This window comes from Pectobacterium atrosepticum, assembly GCF_000740965.1.
Lineage (GTDB): Bacteria > Pseudomonadota > Gammaproteobacteria > Enterobacterales > Enterobacteriaceae > Pectobacterium > Pectobacterium atrosepticum.
On record NZ_CP009125.1, the window covers coordinates 2,922,426 to 2,937,997 of the forward strand.

Sequence of the window (15,572 nt, forward strand, 5' to 3'; positions counted from 1 at the left end):
TTGATAAAAGCTATTACTCTTGATCGGCCTGCTGTGCTTTGTATTTGTCTGCCGTTTCTTTGATCAACTGCTGCAGTTCACCGCGCTGAAACATTTCAACCACGATATCACAGCCGCCAACCAGTTCGCCGTCAACCCACAGCTGTGGGAATGTCGGCCAGTTCGCATATTTTGGCAGCTCAGCTCGAATATCTGGGTTCTGTAAAATATCTACATAAGCAAAGCGTTCGCCACATGAAGACAATGCCTGAACGGTCTGTGCGGAAAAACCACAGCTTGGCAATTTCGGGGAGCCTTTCATGTACAGCAGAATCGGGTTTTCAGCAATTTGGCGCTGAATTTTTTCAATTGTCGGTGTCGTCATCTTCTTGCTTCCTTAAATCTATAGGATGGCTAACGTCCAAAACGCTAGCCATGAGCCGCCGTCAGAGGTATTACGACAGCGACATTGACTCAATGATATTGTACCGATGCCACTAGCTACAAAAAAACGCCATTTTTTGTAGGGTTATTTTCTCTTATCGCTTTGCATCATTGATGAAATCAACGCCAGAAAGTGCTGATAAATCAATCGAAAAAATAACTATTAACGTTTTTTCACTATTCTGTATGAATAAAGCGACCGTGCCCACTTTTTTATGACGCCGTTTTCAGGAATACTGTGGGGATTGAGCGAGTTAAGGATTATGTTCGGTCACTTTTATTATGCGCTTATTTATTACTCTTTTTATATTATTTTTCAGTAATCTATCCCTGAACCTTGTTCAGGCTGCGCCGCATACCCCGCATTCGGCGCCGAAGAAAAGCGCCGTTGAAGAAACGAATAAGAAAAGCCGTCAAACAAAGGGTAATGCTAAATCACCGACTCCGATCAAAAGCAAAAAACCAGAACCTACCGCAGTAAGCAATAAAACCAAACCCCGAACAGCTAACAAATCGACAGAAAAAAAGCCGTCACGGACGCAAAGCAGCACTCCTGCGCTAGTGAAGAAAAACCTTAAAAAGCTGAAATCTGAAGAAGAAAAGCAGACGACTGCACAGGTCAGAGTCAAAACAGGGTTAAAGAAGACGGCCCTCAAAGGAAAGTTGGATAAAAATCCTTCTCCTACAGAAAAAGGAATGACGCTCAGCGCGGCGCATAAAAAACGCTATCAGCATGCCAAAACAACAGCAATGAATAAGTTGATGAGCCAAATAGGTAAACCTTATCACTGGGGCGGCTCATCTCCCTTTACCGGATTTGACTGTAGCGGGCTGGTTTATTACGCCTATAAAGATGTCGTCAAGATACAAATCCCGCGCACCGCAAATGAAATGTACCACCTGCGTGATGCTGCGCCGATTAAAAAGAGCGAGCTGGAAAGTGGCGATCTCGTCTTCTTCCGCATCAATAACCGTGGCGCTGCCGATCACGTTGGGGTTTATCTGGGAGAAGGGAAATTTATCCAGTCGCCGCGTACAGGCTCAGATATTCGTATCAGCAAGTTGAGTGAAGATTATTGGCAGGAGCACTACGTTGGCGCGCGTCGCGTCGTTACGCCACAGACGATTCGTTAAGCAGATTATACCGGTTATACCCTAAATAATTCAGACACGTTTATGCACCACAAACGTGTCTGAATGCCAACCAGCGGCGGAAGCACCGATCGGTTAATTCAGCACCGCGATAAAGCTAAATGCGATGATCACAGCCAACGAACCAACGGTTGTCAGCAAAGACATTTTCAGATTTGTATCCATAAACCACTCCTTATTAGCGAACAAGTTTCATCTGAAACTTCATCTAAAAAAAGACACCACCATTCACAGCAGAACCCACGCAGGTGGTTAAAACTACAAATAATAGGGTTATTACGATTCTTTCATAATTCTAGCGAAAAATCTCGGACGAATGCATCACTAATAGTATAAATTAGCCCTTTCACTTTCATGATAAATCGGACACAATCCGCTGTTTATGAAAGCGCTGCGTATCAGTCGAAAAACGTCAACCCAGACCCCTTCGGTATAACATTCGGCATTCTCCTTCTGAAATCCTGTTTTTTAGCTTAGAAGAAGAACTTTAAACGTAGGCAAACGATTAACAATATACTTACGTCTGTAACAGGTAAGTTCAGGAGTCATTTTTAGATGGCAACGATTAAAGATGTGGCAAAACGTGCTGGCGTTTCCACCACAACCGTATCGCACGTGATCAATAAAACACGTTTCGTCGCCGAAGAGACCAAGGCAGCCGTCAGGGCAGCAATCAAAGAATTGCACTATTCGCCCAGCGCCGTCGCTCGCAGCCTCAAAGTTAATCACACTAAATCTATTGGCTTGCTGGCAACATCCAGCGAAGCGCCCTACTTCGCCGAGATCATTGAAGCTGTCGAAAACAGCTGTTATGCCAAAGGTTACACGTTGGTGCTGTGTAATTCTCATAATGACATTGGCAAACAGCGCGCCTATCTTTCTATGTTGGCGCAAAAACGCGTCGATGGCCTGTTGGTGATGTGCGCAGAATACCCGCCGGAGCTATTGGGCATGCTGGAAGATTATCGCAGCATTCCAATGGTCGTTATGGATTGGGGACAAATGCACAACGATTTCACCGATACGATTATCGATAACGCCTTTGAAGGCGGTTATATGGCGGGCCGCTACCTAATTGAACGCGGCCATCGGGATATCGGTGCCATCCCCGGCATTCAAGAGCGCAACACGGGCAGCGGACGCTATCTCGGCTTTTTAAAAGCGTTGAAGGAAGCTGATATCACCGTGCGCAATGAATGGGTTGTTCAGGGTGATTTCGAACCGGAATCCGGCTACAAAGCCATGCATCAGATTCTCGCGCAGAAACAGCGACCTACGGCCGTATTCTGCGGTGGCGATATCATGGCGATGGGTGCCATCTGTGCAGCCGACGAACTGGGTTTGCGCGTACCGCAGGATATTTCAGTGATCGGCTATGACAACGTGCGCCACGCGCGCTTCTTTACGCCAGCCCTGACCACCATCCACCAGCCGAAAGAACGCCTGGGCCAATCCGCATTTTCTATGCTGCTGGATCGCATTACCAGTAAGCGAGAAGATGCGCACGTCATTGAAGTTCACCCGACGCTGATTGAACGCCGTTCGGTTGCCGACGGCCCGTTCCGCGATTATCGCCGCTAACCCCGACGACGCAATACAGACGGTTTTTCTATTCCTGCCCGCTTTCCCTCTCTGCTTGCTTCAGCCAATTTTCTTGTATATTGGCTGGAGCAACTCTAAACTGAACCCTGCGTTTCAGTTTCACTGATAAAACCAAAATAGCGATAGCCGCACGTCAGTAAGCAGGTCCGTGTTTTTTGCCAATGAGCTCCTGTTTACGTGCAAATTTCTTCTTCATTTTTCTCTGGTGACAGCCGATACGTCGGCTGCAGTAAGTGCTGTCCAGGTGTTTTACGATACTTTTATACGTGAAAAGTTAAGGAGACATGATGGGATTACCTTATGCAGAAGAATGGGATCACGATACCGCGCCTTGGTTCCACATAATGCAGGACATGTTGGCCACCGCAGATATCACGATCAACGGTACTCGCCCTTTTGATATCCACGTTACCCATCCCCGCTTTTTTAAACGCGTCTTGCGAGAAGGTTCGCTGGGATTAGGTGAAAGCTATATGGACGGATGGTGGGAGTGTGAACGGCTGGATATGTTTTTCCATCGTGTCCTGCGCGCAGGACTAGGAAATACGTTACCTCGCCGCCTGCACGATCTTACACGAGTCGCCATTTCCCGCGTCACTAATTTGCAGTCCCGCAGACGCGCTCAGGTTGTCGGCAAAGCACATTACGATTTAGGTAATGACCTCTTTACCCTGATGCTGGATCCCTACATGCAATATTCCTGCGCTTATTGGAAACAGGCACACACGCTGGAACAGGCGCAGGAAAACAAACTCACCATGATTTGCGAAAAACTCCAGCTAAAATCAGGGATGACGCTGCTGGATATCGGCTGCGGCTGGGGCGGGCTTGCTGAGTTCGCGGCGCGGCGCTACGGTGTCTCCGTTTACGGCATCACCATTTCCAGAGAACAGCAGATGCTGGCGCAACAGCGCTGTCAGGATCTTGACGTCACCATTGCGCTACAAGACTACCGCGATCTGAACCAGCAATTCGATAGGATCGCCTCTGTTGGCATGTTTGAACACGTCGGCCCGCGTAACTATGACACTTACTTTCGCATGGCAAAACGCAATCTTAAGCCCGATGGACTCTTCCTGCTACATACTATCGGTGCCAATAAGACCAACCCGCACATTGATCCCTGGATTCACAAATACATATTCCCCAACGGCTGCATTCCATCCATACAGCATATCGCGCAGGCGAGTGAGCCTTACATGGTAATGGAAGACTGGCACAACTTCGGCGCCGATTACGATCGCACATTAATGGCGTGGCATACGCGCTTTCAGCAAGGGTGGCCCCAGCTTTCTACACGCTATACCGCCCGCTTTCGTCGGATGTTTAGCTACTATCTGAACGCGTGTGCAGGAACGTTCAGAGCCAGAGAGCTTCAGCTCTGGCAGATCGTATTCAGTATCAATGGGATTGATGGTGGATTACGCGTTTCACGCTGAGAGAAACGAGAAAACCGGATGATATTGTTCATCCGGTTTACAAAAAGAGGCAACGCAGGGATTACTCTTCGTTGACGAGCTCGTTCGCCTGCTTGCTGGCTAACACGCGTTCTACCGTGTCGACCACGGCCTGCGTTTGCGGGTCGATTTCAATATTGATGCGATTCCCCAGTCGTTTCTGTCCCAGCGTTGTGCGGTTCAACGTTTCTGGAATTAAATGCACGCAGAAACGTCCGCGGGTCACTTCTCCAACAGTCAGACTAATGCCATCAATCCCGACGAAGCCTTTATGCAGCACGTATTTCATCAGCGCTTCATCTGCCAGGCGGAACCAAATCTGATGATTGTTTTCTGAAATCTGAATCTTGACCACTTCTGCCGTACACATAATATGTCCCGACATGACGTGCCCGCCGATCTCATCGCCAAATTTCGCGGCTCGCTCAATATTCACGACATCACCTTCATGAATATCGCCCAGATTTGTTAGCCGCAGCGTTTCTTTCATGAGATCAAAACTGACGCGATCGCCATCAATTGCCGTTACCGTCAGGCAGCAGCCATTGTGCGCCACTGATGCACCGGGCGTAAGCCCTGGCAGTAGGTCGGGTGGGAGTTGAATAACGTGAGTACGAAAGTTGGATTTTTCTTCAATCGACACCACTGGCGCGGTGCCCTGAACAATACCGGTAAACATGCAGTTTGCCTCTTAAAAACAAAGAAATGACTGTATGCAGTGTGCCCGATATTCTGTGGAAAACCAAACCGGAATACCGAGCGTCAAACGCTACCGAAACCGCAGCGTAACAAAAAGAATATATTCTCTTTCAAGCTGGTTTACTTTTATTAAGTCGTTACAATAACACTCTCGTTTTATTCTTGACGTTTTCCATATCCAGATTATTCATCCCGCTAGCAAAATTAAGTCATTCAAGGAAGGTATCCGTGCAACAGTATCTGACAGAAGCGCGTAAATTATCGGCGCTTGCTGTTCCTGTCATTATTGCGCAAGTGTCCCAAACGTCGATGGGTGTGGTTGACACCATCATGGCAGGTGCTTATAGCGCCACCGATATGGCCGCCGTCGCAGTGGGAACCTCTATCTGGCTACCCGCCATTCTTTTTGGTCACGGTCTGTTATTAGCGTTAACCCCCGTTGTCGCACAGCTCAACGGTTCTGGCCGACGCGATCGCATCTCTCATCAGGTGCGACAATCTTTTTTCCTGGCCGCCATCATTTCTGTGTTAACGATGCTGGTGCTGTATCAGGGTGAATATGCCATCAATCTGATGAGCAACGACTCGCCGGAACTGGCTGCAAAAGCCATTGGTTATCTGCATGCGCTGCTGTGGGGCGTTCCCGGCTATCTGTTCTATCAGGTGTTGCGCTGCCAGTGTGAAGGGCTGTCCAAAACCTACCCTGGCATGATGATTGGGTTCATCGGGCTATTAATCAACATCCCGATCAACTATATCTTTATCCACGGTAAATTTGGCATGCCCGAGCTAGGTGGCGTCGGTTGTGGCGTGGCTACCGCATCGGTTTACTGGATCATGATGCTGTTAATGATGCTTTATACCCGACGTGCTTCCTGGTTACGCGATATCCGCCTTCATCGCCCAGCATTCCGACCGGATTTTACCGTACTAAAGCGCCTATTTGGCCTCGGCTTACCCATTGCGCTGGCACTGCTTTTTGAAGTTACGCTGTTTGCAGTGGTGGCACTGTTAGTGTTACCGCTAGGCGTCGTCAATGTGGCCGGTCACCAGATTGCCCTGAACTTCAGTTCACTGATGTTCGTCCTTCCGCTCTCGGTTGGCGTTGCTACGACCATCCGAGTCGGGCACCGCTTAGGGGAAGGTTCAGTTGAGAATGCCCGTATTGCCGCGCACACTGGTATCATGGCTGGCGTGGCGTTAGCCTGCTGCACGGCAATTTTTACCACGCTGCTACGTGAGCCTATCGCCCTGCTCTACAATCAGGATCCACTGGTGGTGGCAATGGCCTCTCAGCTCATGCTGTTGGCTGCCGTTTATCAAATTTCCGATGCTGTTCAGGTGATCGGCACTGGCGTATTACGTGGCTATAAAGATACCCGTTCGATTTTCTATATTACCTTTGTCGCGTATTGGGTGTTGGGGTTACCGAGCGGCTACCTACTAGCGTTGACGGATGTTATCGTGCCGCGCATGGGGCCTGCGGGGTTTTGGTGCGGTTTCATCATTGGCCTAACGGCAGCAGCGGTGATGATGGTGACGCGAATTCGTTTTCTTCAGCGCCAGCCTGCCGCACGAATTTTAGCGCGAGCCGCCCGCTAGCTAACGTTTCACTCAGGTATTGTCGAAAAAAACGGCGGAACGGATACAAGCTCAGCAATCACGCTGGCAAGCGCACAAAATTGCATTTTTCCGCTTGCCAGTTTTTACCTTGATCGCTACTATTCGTCCCGCTGTCAGACAGGCAGCGAGGTATCTAAATGCGTTCATAGCTCAGTTGGTTAGAGCACCACCTTGACATGGTGGGGGTCGTTGGTTCGAGTCCAATTGAACGCACCATTCCTTGTTTTTCACTTCTCCATTCCTTTTGAATTACCGTTTATTTTCCCTCTTTTAATACAATAACCACCGTTATTCTCGGCGGTTTACTAGCTCAGTTTTCCTATCCCACCCAGTTAAATAACTAAATTAACCATTAAGTAACTAATTTCACACTCATTTCGCACTTCTTTGTTTCATCTGACCCGATTCAGCTAAAATTATTTAATAACCACTCATTATATAAGTGTATATAGCACCACGTTGGTATCCCTTGTTTTTTAACTTCTTAAAATCAGGATGTCAGGACACCGCTATGCACGATTATTTATATTTTTTGCTGGGTAGCTTCCCACTGTTGGTCATGATTGTTCTTATTCTCAAAATAAAAATGCCTATCCACCACGCAGTACTGATTACGCTGACGCTAACTGTCGTGATCACCGCCCTATTCTGGCATACGCCGCTGAAAACTCTGGGGCTAGCAGCAAGCTATGGCGCACTAAAAGGTCTATGGCCAATTATCATCGTTATTCTGGGTGCGATATACAGTTATAACCTGATGCAAAAAACACGCAGCATGGATGTACTACGGGATGTCCTTGCCAGTATCAGCGATGATAAACGTATTCAGGTATTGCTGATTTCATGGTGTTTTGGTGGTTTTCTCGAAGCGGCTGCGGGTTATGGCACCGCCGTTGCGATCCCCATCGGCATCCTTATCGCACTCGGTTTCGACCCGATGAAAGCGGCCATCGCCTCACTGGTCGCCAATACCGTCCCTACCGCTTTTGGTGCCGTCGGCATTCCGGTGTCTATTTTAGCGGAACAGGTTCACCTTTCGGTCACCACATTAAGCGCCACGGTGGTATTGCAACTGGCGTTATTCAACATTCTCCTGCCCTTTGTCATCATCGCGATCGTTGGCGGCGGCATTAAAGCCATTCGCGGCGTGTTCGCTATTACGCTGGTGTGCGGCGTAACCACGCTGGTGCCGCAGTATATTGTGGCCGTCCACCTCGGCGCCGAATTGCCCGCCTTCGCAGGCAGTTTAGTCAGCCTGGTTGCGGTTACGTTAATGGCAAAATGCCGTAAGAAAGAAACCGAAAAGACCTACCTTATCGACAGCGCTCAGCGCGCGTCCCTATCGGGCTATTCCGCCAGTCAACTGCTGCGCGCCTGTGCGATTTATATCCTGATTTTTACCTTTATTCTGCTTTGCTCTCCGCTATTTCCCGCTATCAAAAGCACCGTCTCTCAGGTGGCTTCCGTCATTCCCTTTTACCTGACGGACACACAGGTGCTGAAGTTGAAGATCGATTGGATTGCCACTCCCGGCGTCCTAATCATCATCGCCAGCCTGCTGGGCGGTTTTATACAAGGCGCGAATCTGGGGACCATGTTGAATGTCTTCGTCAGCACGGTAAAACAGCTTAGAAATTCGATTATCGCGATTACCGCCATCGTCGCCATGGCAACGGTAATGGATGTCAGCGGACTGATCGCCACATTGGCACAAACCCTGGTGGACGTAACCGGAGGGGGCTATCTGTTTATTGCCCCCGTGATTGGGGCGTTAGGTACTTTCGTCACTGGCAGCGACACCAATTCCAACGTGCTCTTTGGCAAGCTGCAAACCATGGCAGCGGAGAAGTTGCATGTCGATCCCGTCTGGCTGGCTGCGGCGAATACCGCAGGGGCCACCGGCGGCAAGATGATATCGCCGCAAAGTATCGCGATCGCGGTGTCGGCAACACGTATGGAAGGACAAGGCAGCGCGATCATGTCCGGTACGCTGAAGTATTGCGGCGTCTATATCATCATCCTTGGGCTCAAGGTCGGCCTGGTGTACTACCTGTTTATGGCCTGATATCACAATAAAAAATCCATCTACATTGAGTAATGGGAGTCTGTCGTGAATGTTAATTTTTTTGTTACCTGTATTGGTGACGCCCTTAAATCCCGTATGGCGCGTGATTCCGTACTGCTATTGGAGCAGTTGGGCTGCAACGTGCACTTTCCCGAAAAACAGTCATGTTGCGGGCAACCCGCCATCAACGGCGGTTATATCAACAGCGCCATTCCCGGTATGAAAAGCGTGATTGCCGCGCTGGAGGACAATGACGACCCGATCATTTCTCCCGCAGGTTCATGTATGAACGCCATCCGCCACTATCCCGAATATCTGGCCGATGAGCCCGAATGGGTGCTACGTGCCGAGCGTGTTGCCGAACGCATGAAAGATCTGACCTCGTTCATCGTCAATACGCTGGGCGTGACGGACGTCGGTGCACGTTTGTCGGGGACTGCGGTTTATCACCCCTCCTGTAGCCTGTTTCGCAAACTGGGCGTGCGAGAGGAGCCCATCGCGCTGCTCAGCCACGTTCAGGATTTACACTTACTGCCGTTTAAGGCAGAAGAAACCTGTTGCGGTTTCGGCGGCACATTTTCGGTGAAGATGGCAGAAATTTCCGGCGAAATGGTGAAAGAAAAAGTCAGCCATATGATGGAGGTCAAACCCGACTACCTGATTGGCGCCGATGTCAGTTGCCTGCTCAATATCGGTGGCCGAATGCAGCGTGAAGGCCACCCTGTCAAGGTGATGCACATCACCGAAGTTCTGATGAGCCGCTAAGGAGAGAATATGAGCCTAAAAACCAGCGATGTTAAATTTAAGGATCGTATTCAAACCCAGATTCACGATCCCATCATGCGTAAGGCGGTTGCCAACGCGCAGGAACGTATCGGCGCAAACCGTCAGAAAATGGTCGATGAGTTAGGCCATTGGGAAGCGTGGCGCGATCATGCCGCTCAGATTCGCGAGCATGTACTTAACAATCTCGATGCTTACCTTTATCAGCTATCAGAAAAAGTGACGTCCAACGGCGGACAGGTCTATTTCGCCAAAACCAAGGAAGATGCCACCCGTTACATTCTTCAGGTTGCTCAGGCTAACCATGCCAAAAAAGTCGTCAAAGCGAAATCGATGGTCACCGAAGAAATCGGTATGAATCACGTCTTGCAGCAGGCGGGGATTGAGGTTATCGAAACCGATCTGGGCGAATATATTCTGCAACTGGATCAAGACCCGCCTTCGCATGTCGTCGTTCCTGCCATCCATAAAGATCGCTACCAAATCCGCAAAGTACTGCACGAAAAGCTGGGCTATGACGGGCCAGAAACCCCAGAAGCCATGACGCTGTTCATTCGTCAGAAGATACGTGAGGATTTTCTCAGTGCGGAAGTCGGCGTCACCGGCTGTAACTTCGCGGTGGCGGAAACTGGCTCGGTCTGTCTGGTCACCAACGAAGGCAATGCGCGAATGTGTACCACGCTGCCAAAAACGCATATTGCGGTGATGGGGATGGAGCGGATTGCGCCGACCTTTGAGGAGGTGGACGTCTTGATCACCATGTTGGCGCGTAGTGCGGTCGGCGCGCGTCTGACGGGTTACAACACCTGGCTGACGGGGCCACGCGAAGCGGGACACGTTGATGGGCCGCAGGAATTTCATCTGGTGATTGTCGATAACGGTCGTTCACAGATTCTTGGCTCCGCGTTCCGCGATATTCTGCGCTGTATCCGCTGTGGTGCCTGCATCAACACCTGTCCTGCCTATCGTCATATCGGTGGACACGGCTACGGCTCTATTTATCCTGGCCCAATCGGTGCCGTCATTTCCCCCCTGCTGGGTGGCTATCAGGATTTCAAAGAACTGCCTTATGCCTGCTCGCTCTGTACCGCCTGCGATACTGTGTGTCCAGTCCATATTCCATTATCGTCACTGATTCTCAAGCACCGGCGCGTTATGGCGGAAAGCGGAATAACGCCAAAAGCCGAACAGCGCTTCACGAAACTCTTCAGCTACGTCAACAGTCACCCGATGCTGTGGAAGGTCGGAATGATCGCCGGAGCCCATGCCGCAGGCTGGTTTATTAAAAACGGTAAAACACGCATTGAGATGGGTGCTATCGGTGAATGGACGGAAGCGCGCGATCTGCCAGATGCAGACGGCGAAAGCTTCCGCAGCTGGTTTAAGAAACATCAGGCAAGAGGAAAGAAATAATGGAAAACCGAGATAGTTTTCTGGCTGATATTGCCCGCCAGCTCGGACGCAAGGTGCGCCACATTCCCGCTTCGTTGCCAAGGCCTGCCAGCCATCATGCTCGTACTCAATTAACCGATCTGAGCGTACAGCAGCGTTGTGATGCGTTTATAGATGTCGCGACTAACGTCATGCTAGCGCACTGCGAAATCGTCAGCGAAGCCGACGCAGCGCAGGCCGCGCTGCAATTGTGCGATAAATACGGCCACGCGCCCGTGATCGTCAGCGACGATCGGCGTTTAGAGGCATTAGGGATCACCGCGTGCTTGCAGCGTGAATGTCAGGCCAGCGTATGGGATCCCAGCGTGGGAGAAGAAAATCTGCGGCTGGCGGAGCAAGCCAAAGTCGGCGTAGTCTACGCGGAGTATGGCCTAACCGAATCAGGCGGCGTAGTGCTATTTTCCGCACCACAACGAGGACGCGCCGTCAGCCTGTTGCCGGAATCCTCTCTCTTTGTACTGCGAAAAAGCACATTGTTACCCCGTATCGCTCAGTTGGCGCAGCACCTGCATCACATGGCGCAACAAGGCGAGCGTATGCCATCGTGCATTAATATTATTGGTGGCCCGAGCTCCACAGCCGATATTGAACTGATCAAAGTAGTCGGCGTACACGGGCCGATTAATGCCGCCTATCTGATCGTTGAGGACTGTTAACACTAAAGCAGGCGGCCTCATTTCGCCGCCTGCAAAGATCCGGTGCAAGACTTATCCCTGAGACTCAATCACCACCACGCACTGCCCTGCACGAACGGACGCTCCAGGCTGGCAGCGAATCTCTCGAACCCTGCCGTGCTGCGGCGACACAATCGGGATCTCCATTTTCATGGATTCGAGGATCATCAGCGTTTCCCCTTCAGCTACCGTCTTACCCACTTCGGTAGCCACCTGCCAGAGGTTGCCGGCAATCGGGCTTTCCACGCCGACCTGCCCCGGCTGGATCGGCATTTCGCTCGTTTCCTCAATCACGGCGTCCACACTATCCGTCACCGATTGGCCGGCAATACGCCAGCGCTCACGCTCCGCCTCAAACGCTGCCCGCTGGCGCACGCGGAATGTCTCGATGTCTTCCGCTTCCCGCGACAGGAAATCCTGATAGGCGCTTAGCGCCAATTCACTTTGCTCGATCCGCAGCGGATAACGCCCTAGCGGGAAATCCCGTCGGATGGATAACAATTCATCAGCCGACACCGGATAAAAGCGAATTTGGTCGAAGAAGCGCAGCAGCCACGGTTTACCGTCAAAGGCGTCAACGTCGCGATAACGATCCCACATTTGCAGCGTGCGTCCGACAAACTGGTAGCCGCCCGGCCCTTCCATGCCATAAACGCACAGATAAGCGCCGCCAATCCCCACCGAGTTTTCCGCCGTCCAAGTGCGCGCCGGGTTATATTTGGTGGTGACTAAACGGTGACGCGGATCCAGCGGCGTTGCCACCGGTGCGCCGAGGTAAACGTCGCCCAGCCCCATGACCAGATAGCTGGCCTCAAACACCGTTCGATAAACCTCATCGAGATTATCCAGTTCGTTAATACGGCGGATAAATTCAAGGTTGCTTGGGCACCAGGGCGCATCGCTGCGTACCGTGATCATGTATTTCTGAATCGCCAGTTGGCAGGCAGGGTCGTCCCAGGACAGTGGCAGATAAACCACCCGCGATGGCACGGTCAGATTTTGCTGGGCGCAAACGGCCAACCATAGCGAGGAAAGCCCCTCCAGCAGAGGCGACAATGCCAGCGTTTCAGGACGATAGTGCACCTGCAACGAGCGAATACCCGGCGTGATATCAATGATGCCATCAAGCGTTTGTTGTTCCAGCGCCATCATCAGCGCATGAACGCGAAAACGCAGCGCTACGTCCAGCTCCGCCGCCCCCACTTCCAGCAGTAGATGCGTATCACCGGACAGCCTTGCAACCAGCCGCTTATCCGCGTCACCGATATCCAATACCACCGGAGAAATGAGCGCGGCAGGCGACCAGTCGATGTTGATCGGCGCAAGCTGTTCTACCTCAGCATGACACGCCAATGCCAGCGAACGCGCCGTAGCGAGATCGACGGGAATAAAGCGCACGCGATCGCCAGCATTAAGCTGCCCCAGCGCCCACAAGTCGGCTTCGATCACCGTCACCGGACAGACGAAACCGCCCAGACTCGGGCCATCCGGCCCCAGAATAACCGGCATATCGCCGGTGAAATCCACCGCCCCGATGGCATACGGGTTGTCGTGAATGTTCGAAGGGTGCAGCCCCGCCTCTCCGCCGCTATCGCGTACCCACTCCGGTTTCGGCCCAGTCAGGCGTACGCCCGTACGGCTGGAGTTAAAATGCACTTCCCATTCAGTGGTGAGAAAAGTGTCCATATAGGCAGGCGTAAAATAGTCGGGTGCGGCATGCGGGCCGTAAATCACGCGCAGTTCACGCACCGCAGACAACGTGGTGCGTAACGCATCCGGCAGGCGGTCACCAACTCGTCTGTCCGCCAGCGCAGCAAGGTGTAAAACATCCCCCGCCCGTAGCGCACGCCCGGCATGGCCGCCAAACTGTCCCAGCGTGAAGGTGCTTTTACTGCCAAGGTAATCCGGCACCTCGATACCACCGCGCAGGCAGAGATAACTGCGTACGCCCTGTTCCTGCATTGCCCCTAAACGCAGGCTGGCACCAGCCGGTATCGCAAACACGCGATCCATCGGGATGGGCTGGTCGTCTATCTCAATAGCAATCGCCGCTCCCGTAACAACTGCCACCGCATCGGTGTTAAAACGCAATGTCGGCCCGTTCATCGTGACCTCCAGCGCGGCCGTCCCCGCCGGATTTCCCACGAGTCGATTCCCTAAACGCAGCGCGCGATCGTCCATCGGACCCGACGGTGGCACGCCGACCGACCAGTATCCGAGACGTCCGGGATAGTCCTGTACGGTGGTTTGCGTACCCGCACTCACCACTTCGCAGGTTGTCGCCTTATAGGCCAACGCATCCAAACAGCGCGTCCACGGCTGGCCGCTGGCAAACGGTTCTGCCGCCAGAATCTGACGCAGATAGTCACGATTGTGCTCAACGCCGTAGACCCGCGTCTCTGCCAGCGCGCGATCCAGCCCGGCCATCGCCTGCTCGCGGGTTGGCGCGCAGGCGATAATCTTAGCCAGCATCGGGTCGAAAAACGGGGGGATATCGCACCCTGCCGTCACCCAGGTATCGATGCGCAGGCGGTGTTCTTCTGACGCGGGGAATTCGACTTCCGTCAATAATCCCGGTGATGGTTGGAACTGTTTGCCCGGATCTTCGGCATATAAACGCGCCTGAATCGCATGACCACGCGGATTCAGTTGAGCTGCCAGCTCACGCAACGGCGGCAGATCCCCTGCGGCCAGTTCAATCATCCACCGTACCAGATCCACACCCCAAACCTGCTCCGTTACGCCGTGCTCGACCTGTAGGCGCGTGTTGACTTCAAGAAAATAAAAACGGTCGGTCGCACTGTCATAGACGAACTCCACCGTCCCCGCACTGCGGTAATTCACCGCCTGCGCCAGACAGATTGCCGCAGAACACAGCGCGTCAGCGACGCCGTCCGGCAGATTGGGCGCAGGCGTTTCTTCAATGACTTTCTGGTTACGACGCTGTACCGAGCAGTCCCGAACGCCCAGCGCCAGCACGTCGCCCTGACCATCACCAAAAATCTGTACCTCAAGATGCCGGGCACGTTCGATATATTTTTCGATGAAAACGCCCGCATCGCTGAAATTGTTCTGTCCCAGCCGTTTTACCGTTTCAAACGCCTCGGACAGTTCCGTGGCGCTATAGCAGACGCGCATCCCAATCCCGCCACCACCGGCCGTGCTTTTGAGCATGACTGGGTAGCCAATCTCTGCCGCCGCGCACAGGGCGGCATCAATATTTTCCAGCAGTTCAGTGCCTTCCAGCACCGGGACGTGGTATTTCTTCGCCAGCGCGCGCGCCGTATGTTTTAAGCCAAATACGCGCAGCTGCTGCGGCGTCGGCCCAACAAAGGCAATTTGTGCCGTTTCACAGGCTTCGGCAAATGCCGCATTCTCAGATAGAAAGCCATATCCCGGATGGATGGCCTGCGCGCCACTGCGCTGCGCCGCCGATAAAATTTTCGCGACATCCAAATAGGTATGAGCCGCCGCGCCCTCTCCCAGACTAATGGCTTCATCGGCGTCCTGAATATGCAGGCTACTGATATCGGCATCAGAATAGACCGCGACGCCACGGACGTTCATCTCGCGCAGCGAACGCAGAATACGGCACGCAATCGCACCACGGTTAGCAATCAGAAGTGTGTCGAACATACGCTA

The 15,572-nt window shown here is 52.2% G+C and carries 12 protein-coding genes and 1 tRNA gene; 9 read left to right on the top strand and 4 right to left on the bottom strand.

The genetic code is table 11. The features are described from left to right. Positions 1-13 precede the first annotated feature (13 nt). Positions 14-364 (bottom strand): Grx4 family monothiol glutaredoxin, encoded by a 351-nt coding sequence (locus GZ59_RS12875; RefSeq protein ID WP_005972539.1) that lies wholly within the window; start codon positions 362-364, stop codon positions 14-16. Between the two features lie 341 nt (positions 365-705). On the opposite strand from GZ59_RS12875, the gene GZ59_RS12880 reads away from it, so the two are divergent. Further along, the gene (locus GZ59_RS12880; protein ID WP_011093494.1) at positions 706-1,557 is read left to right on the top strand and encodes a C40 family peptidase; all 852 of its coding nucleotides are present in this window, start codon (positions 706-708) and stop codon (positions 1,555-1,557) included. Between the two features lie 93 nt (positions 1,558-1,650). On the opposite strand, the gene cydH is transcribed toward GZ59_RS12880, so the two are convergent. Further along, the gene (gene cydH, locus GZ59_RS23565; protein ID WP_100675241.1) at positions 1,651-1,740 is read right to left on the bottom strand and encodes a cytochrome bd-I oxidase subunit CydH; all 90 of its coding nucleotides are present in this window, start codon (positions 1,738-1,740) and stop codon (positions 1,651-1,653) included. Positions 1,741-2,130: 390 nt separating this feature from the next. Here cydH and purR point away from each other — a divergent pair, with 390 nt between their 5' ends. Together purR and cfa are read left to right on the top strand one after the other, a co-directional pair. Beyond that, the gene (purR, locus tag GZ59_RS12885; RefSeq protein ID WP_011093493.1) at positions 2,131-3,156 is read left to right on the top strand and encodes an HTH-type transcriptional repressor PurR; all 1,026 of its coding nucleotides are present in this window, start codon (positions 2,131-2,133) and stop codon (positions 3,154-3,156) included. 308 nt (positions 3,157-3,464) lie between these two features. Continuing rightward, the gene (gene cfa, locus GZ59_RS12890; protein ID WP_039292253.1) at positions 3,465-4,616 is read left to right on the top strand and encodes a cyclopropane fatty acyl phospholipid synthase; all 1,152 of its coding nucleotides are present in this window, start codon (positions 3,465-3,467) and stop codon (positions 4,614-4,616) included. Positions 4,617-4,677: 61 nt separating this feature from the next. Here the strand turns inward: cfa and GZ59_RS12895 are convergent, their stop codons facing one another. Further along, a complete protein-coding gene (locus GZ59_RS12895) occupies positions 4,678-5,313 on the bottom strand; it encodes a riboflavin synthase (protein ID WP_011093491.1) in 636 nt (211 codons plus the stop codon). A 248-nt stretch (positions 5,314-5,561) separates the two neighbouring features. On the opposite strand from GZ59_RS12895, the gene GZ59_RS12900 reads away from it, so the two are divergent. From GZ59_RS12900 to GZ59_RS12925, 6 genes are all read left to right on the top strand, one after another. After that, the gene (locus GZ59_RS12900) at positions 5,562-6,935 is read left to right on the top strand and encodes an MATE family efflux transporter (protein WP_039292255.1); all 1,374 of its coding nucleotides are present in this window, start codon (positions 5,562-5,564) and stop codon (positions 6,933-6,935) included. A gap of 160 nt (positions 6,936-7,095) precedes the next feature. Then, positions 7,096-7,172: transfer RNA gene (locus GZ59_RS12905), tRNA-Val, on the top strand. Positions 7,173-7,467: 295 nt separating this feature from the next. Further along, positions 7,468-9,021, top strand: a complete 1,554-nt coding sequence (locus GZ59_RS12910; protein WP_039292257.1) for an L-lactate permease — start codon at positions 7,468-7,470, stop codon at positions 9,019-9,021. 45 nt (positions 9,022-9,066) lie between these two features. Then, a complete protein-coding gene (locus GZ59_RS12915) occupies positions 9,067-9,786 on the top strand; it encodes a (Fe-S)-binding protein (RefSeq protein WP_039292259.1) in 720 nt (239 codons plus the stop codon). Between the two features lie 9 nt (positions 9,787-9,795). Next, entirely contained in the window at positions 9,796-11,217 is a 1,422-nt protein-coding gene (locus GZ59_RS12920; RefSeq protein WP_039292261.1) for a LutB/LldF family L-lactate oxidation iron-sulfur protein, read from the top strand. Further along, complete coding sequence (locus GZ59_RS12925) at positions 11,217-11,912, top strand: LutC/YkgG family protein (protein ID WP_039292263.1); 696 nt, start codon at positions 11,217-11,219, stop codon at positions 11,910-11,912. The genes GZ59_RS12920 and GZ59_RS12925 overlap by 1 nt, the downstream gene beginning before the upstream one ends. 51 nt (positions 11,913-11,963) lie before the next feature. Here the strand turns inward: GZ59_RS12925 and uca are convergent, their stop codons facing one another. Beyond that, positions 11,964-15,566: an urea carboxylase gene (gene uca / locus GZ59_RS12930; RefSeq protein ID WP_039292265.1), complete on the bottom strand. Its 3,603-nt coding sequence runs from the start codon at positions 15,564-15,566 to the stop codon at positions 11,964-11,966. Positions 15,567-15,572: the final 6 nt, after the last annotated feature.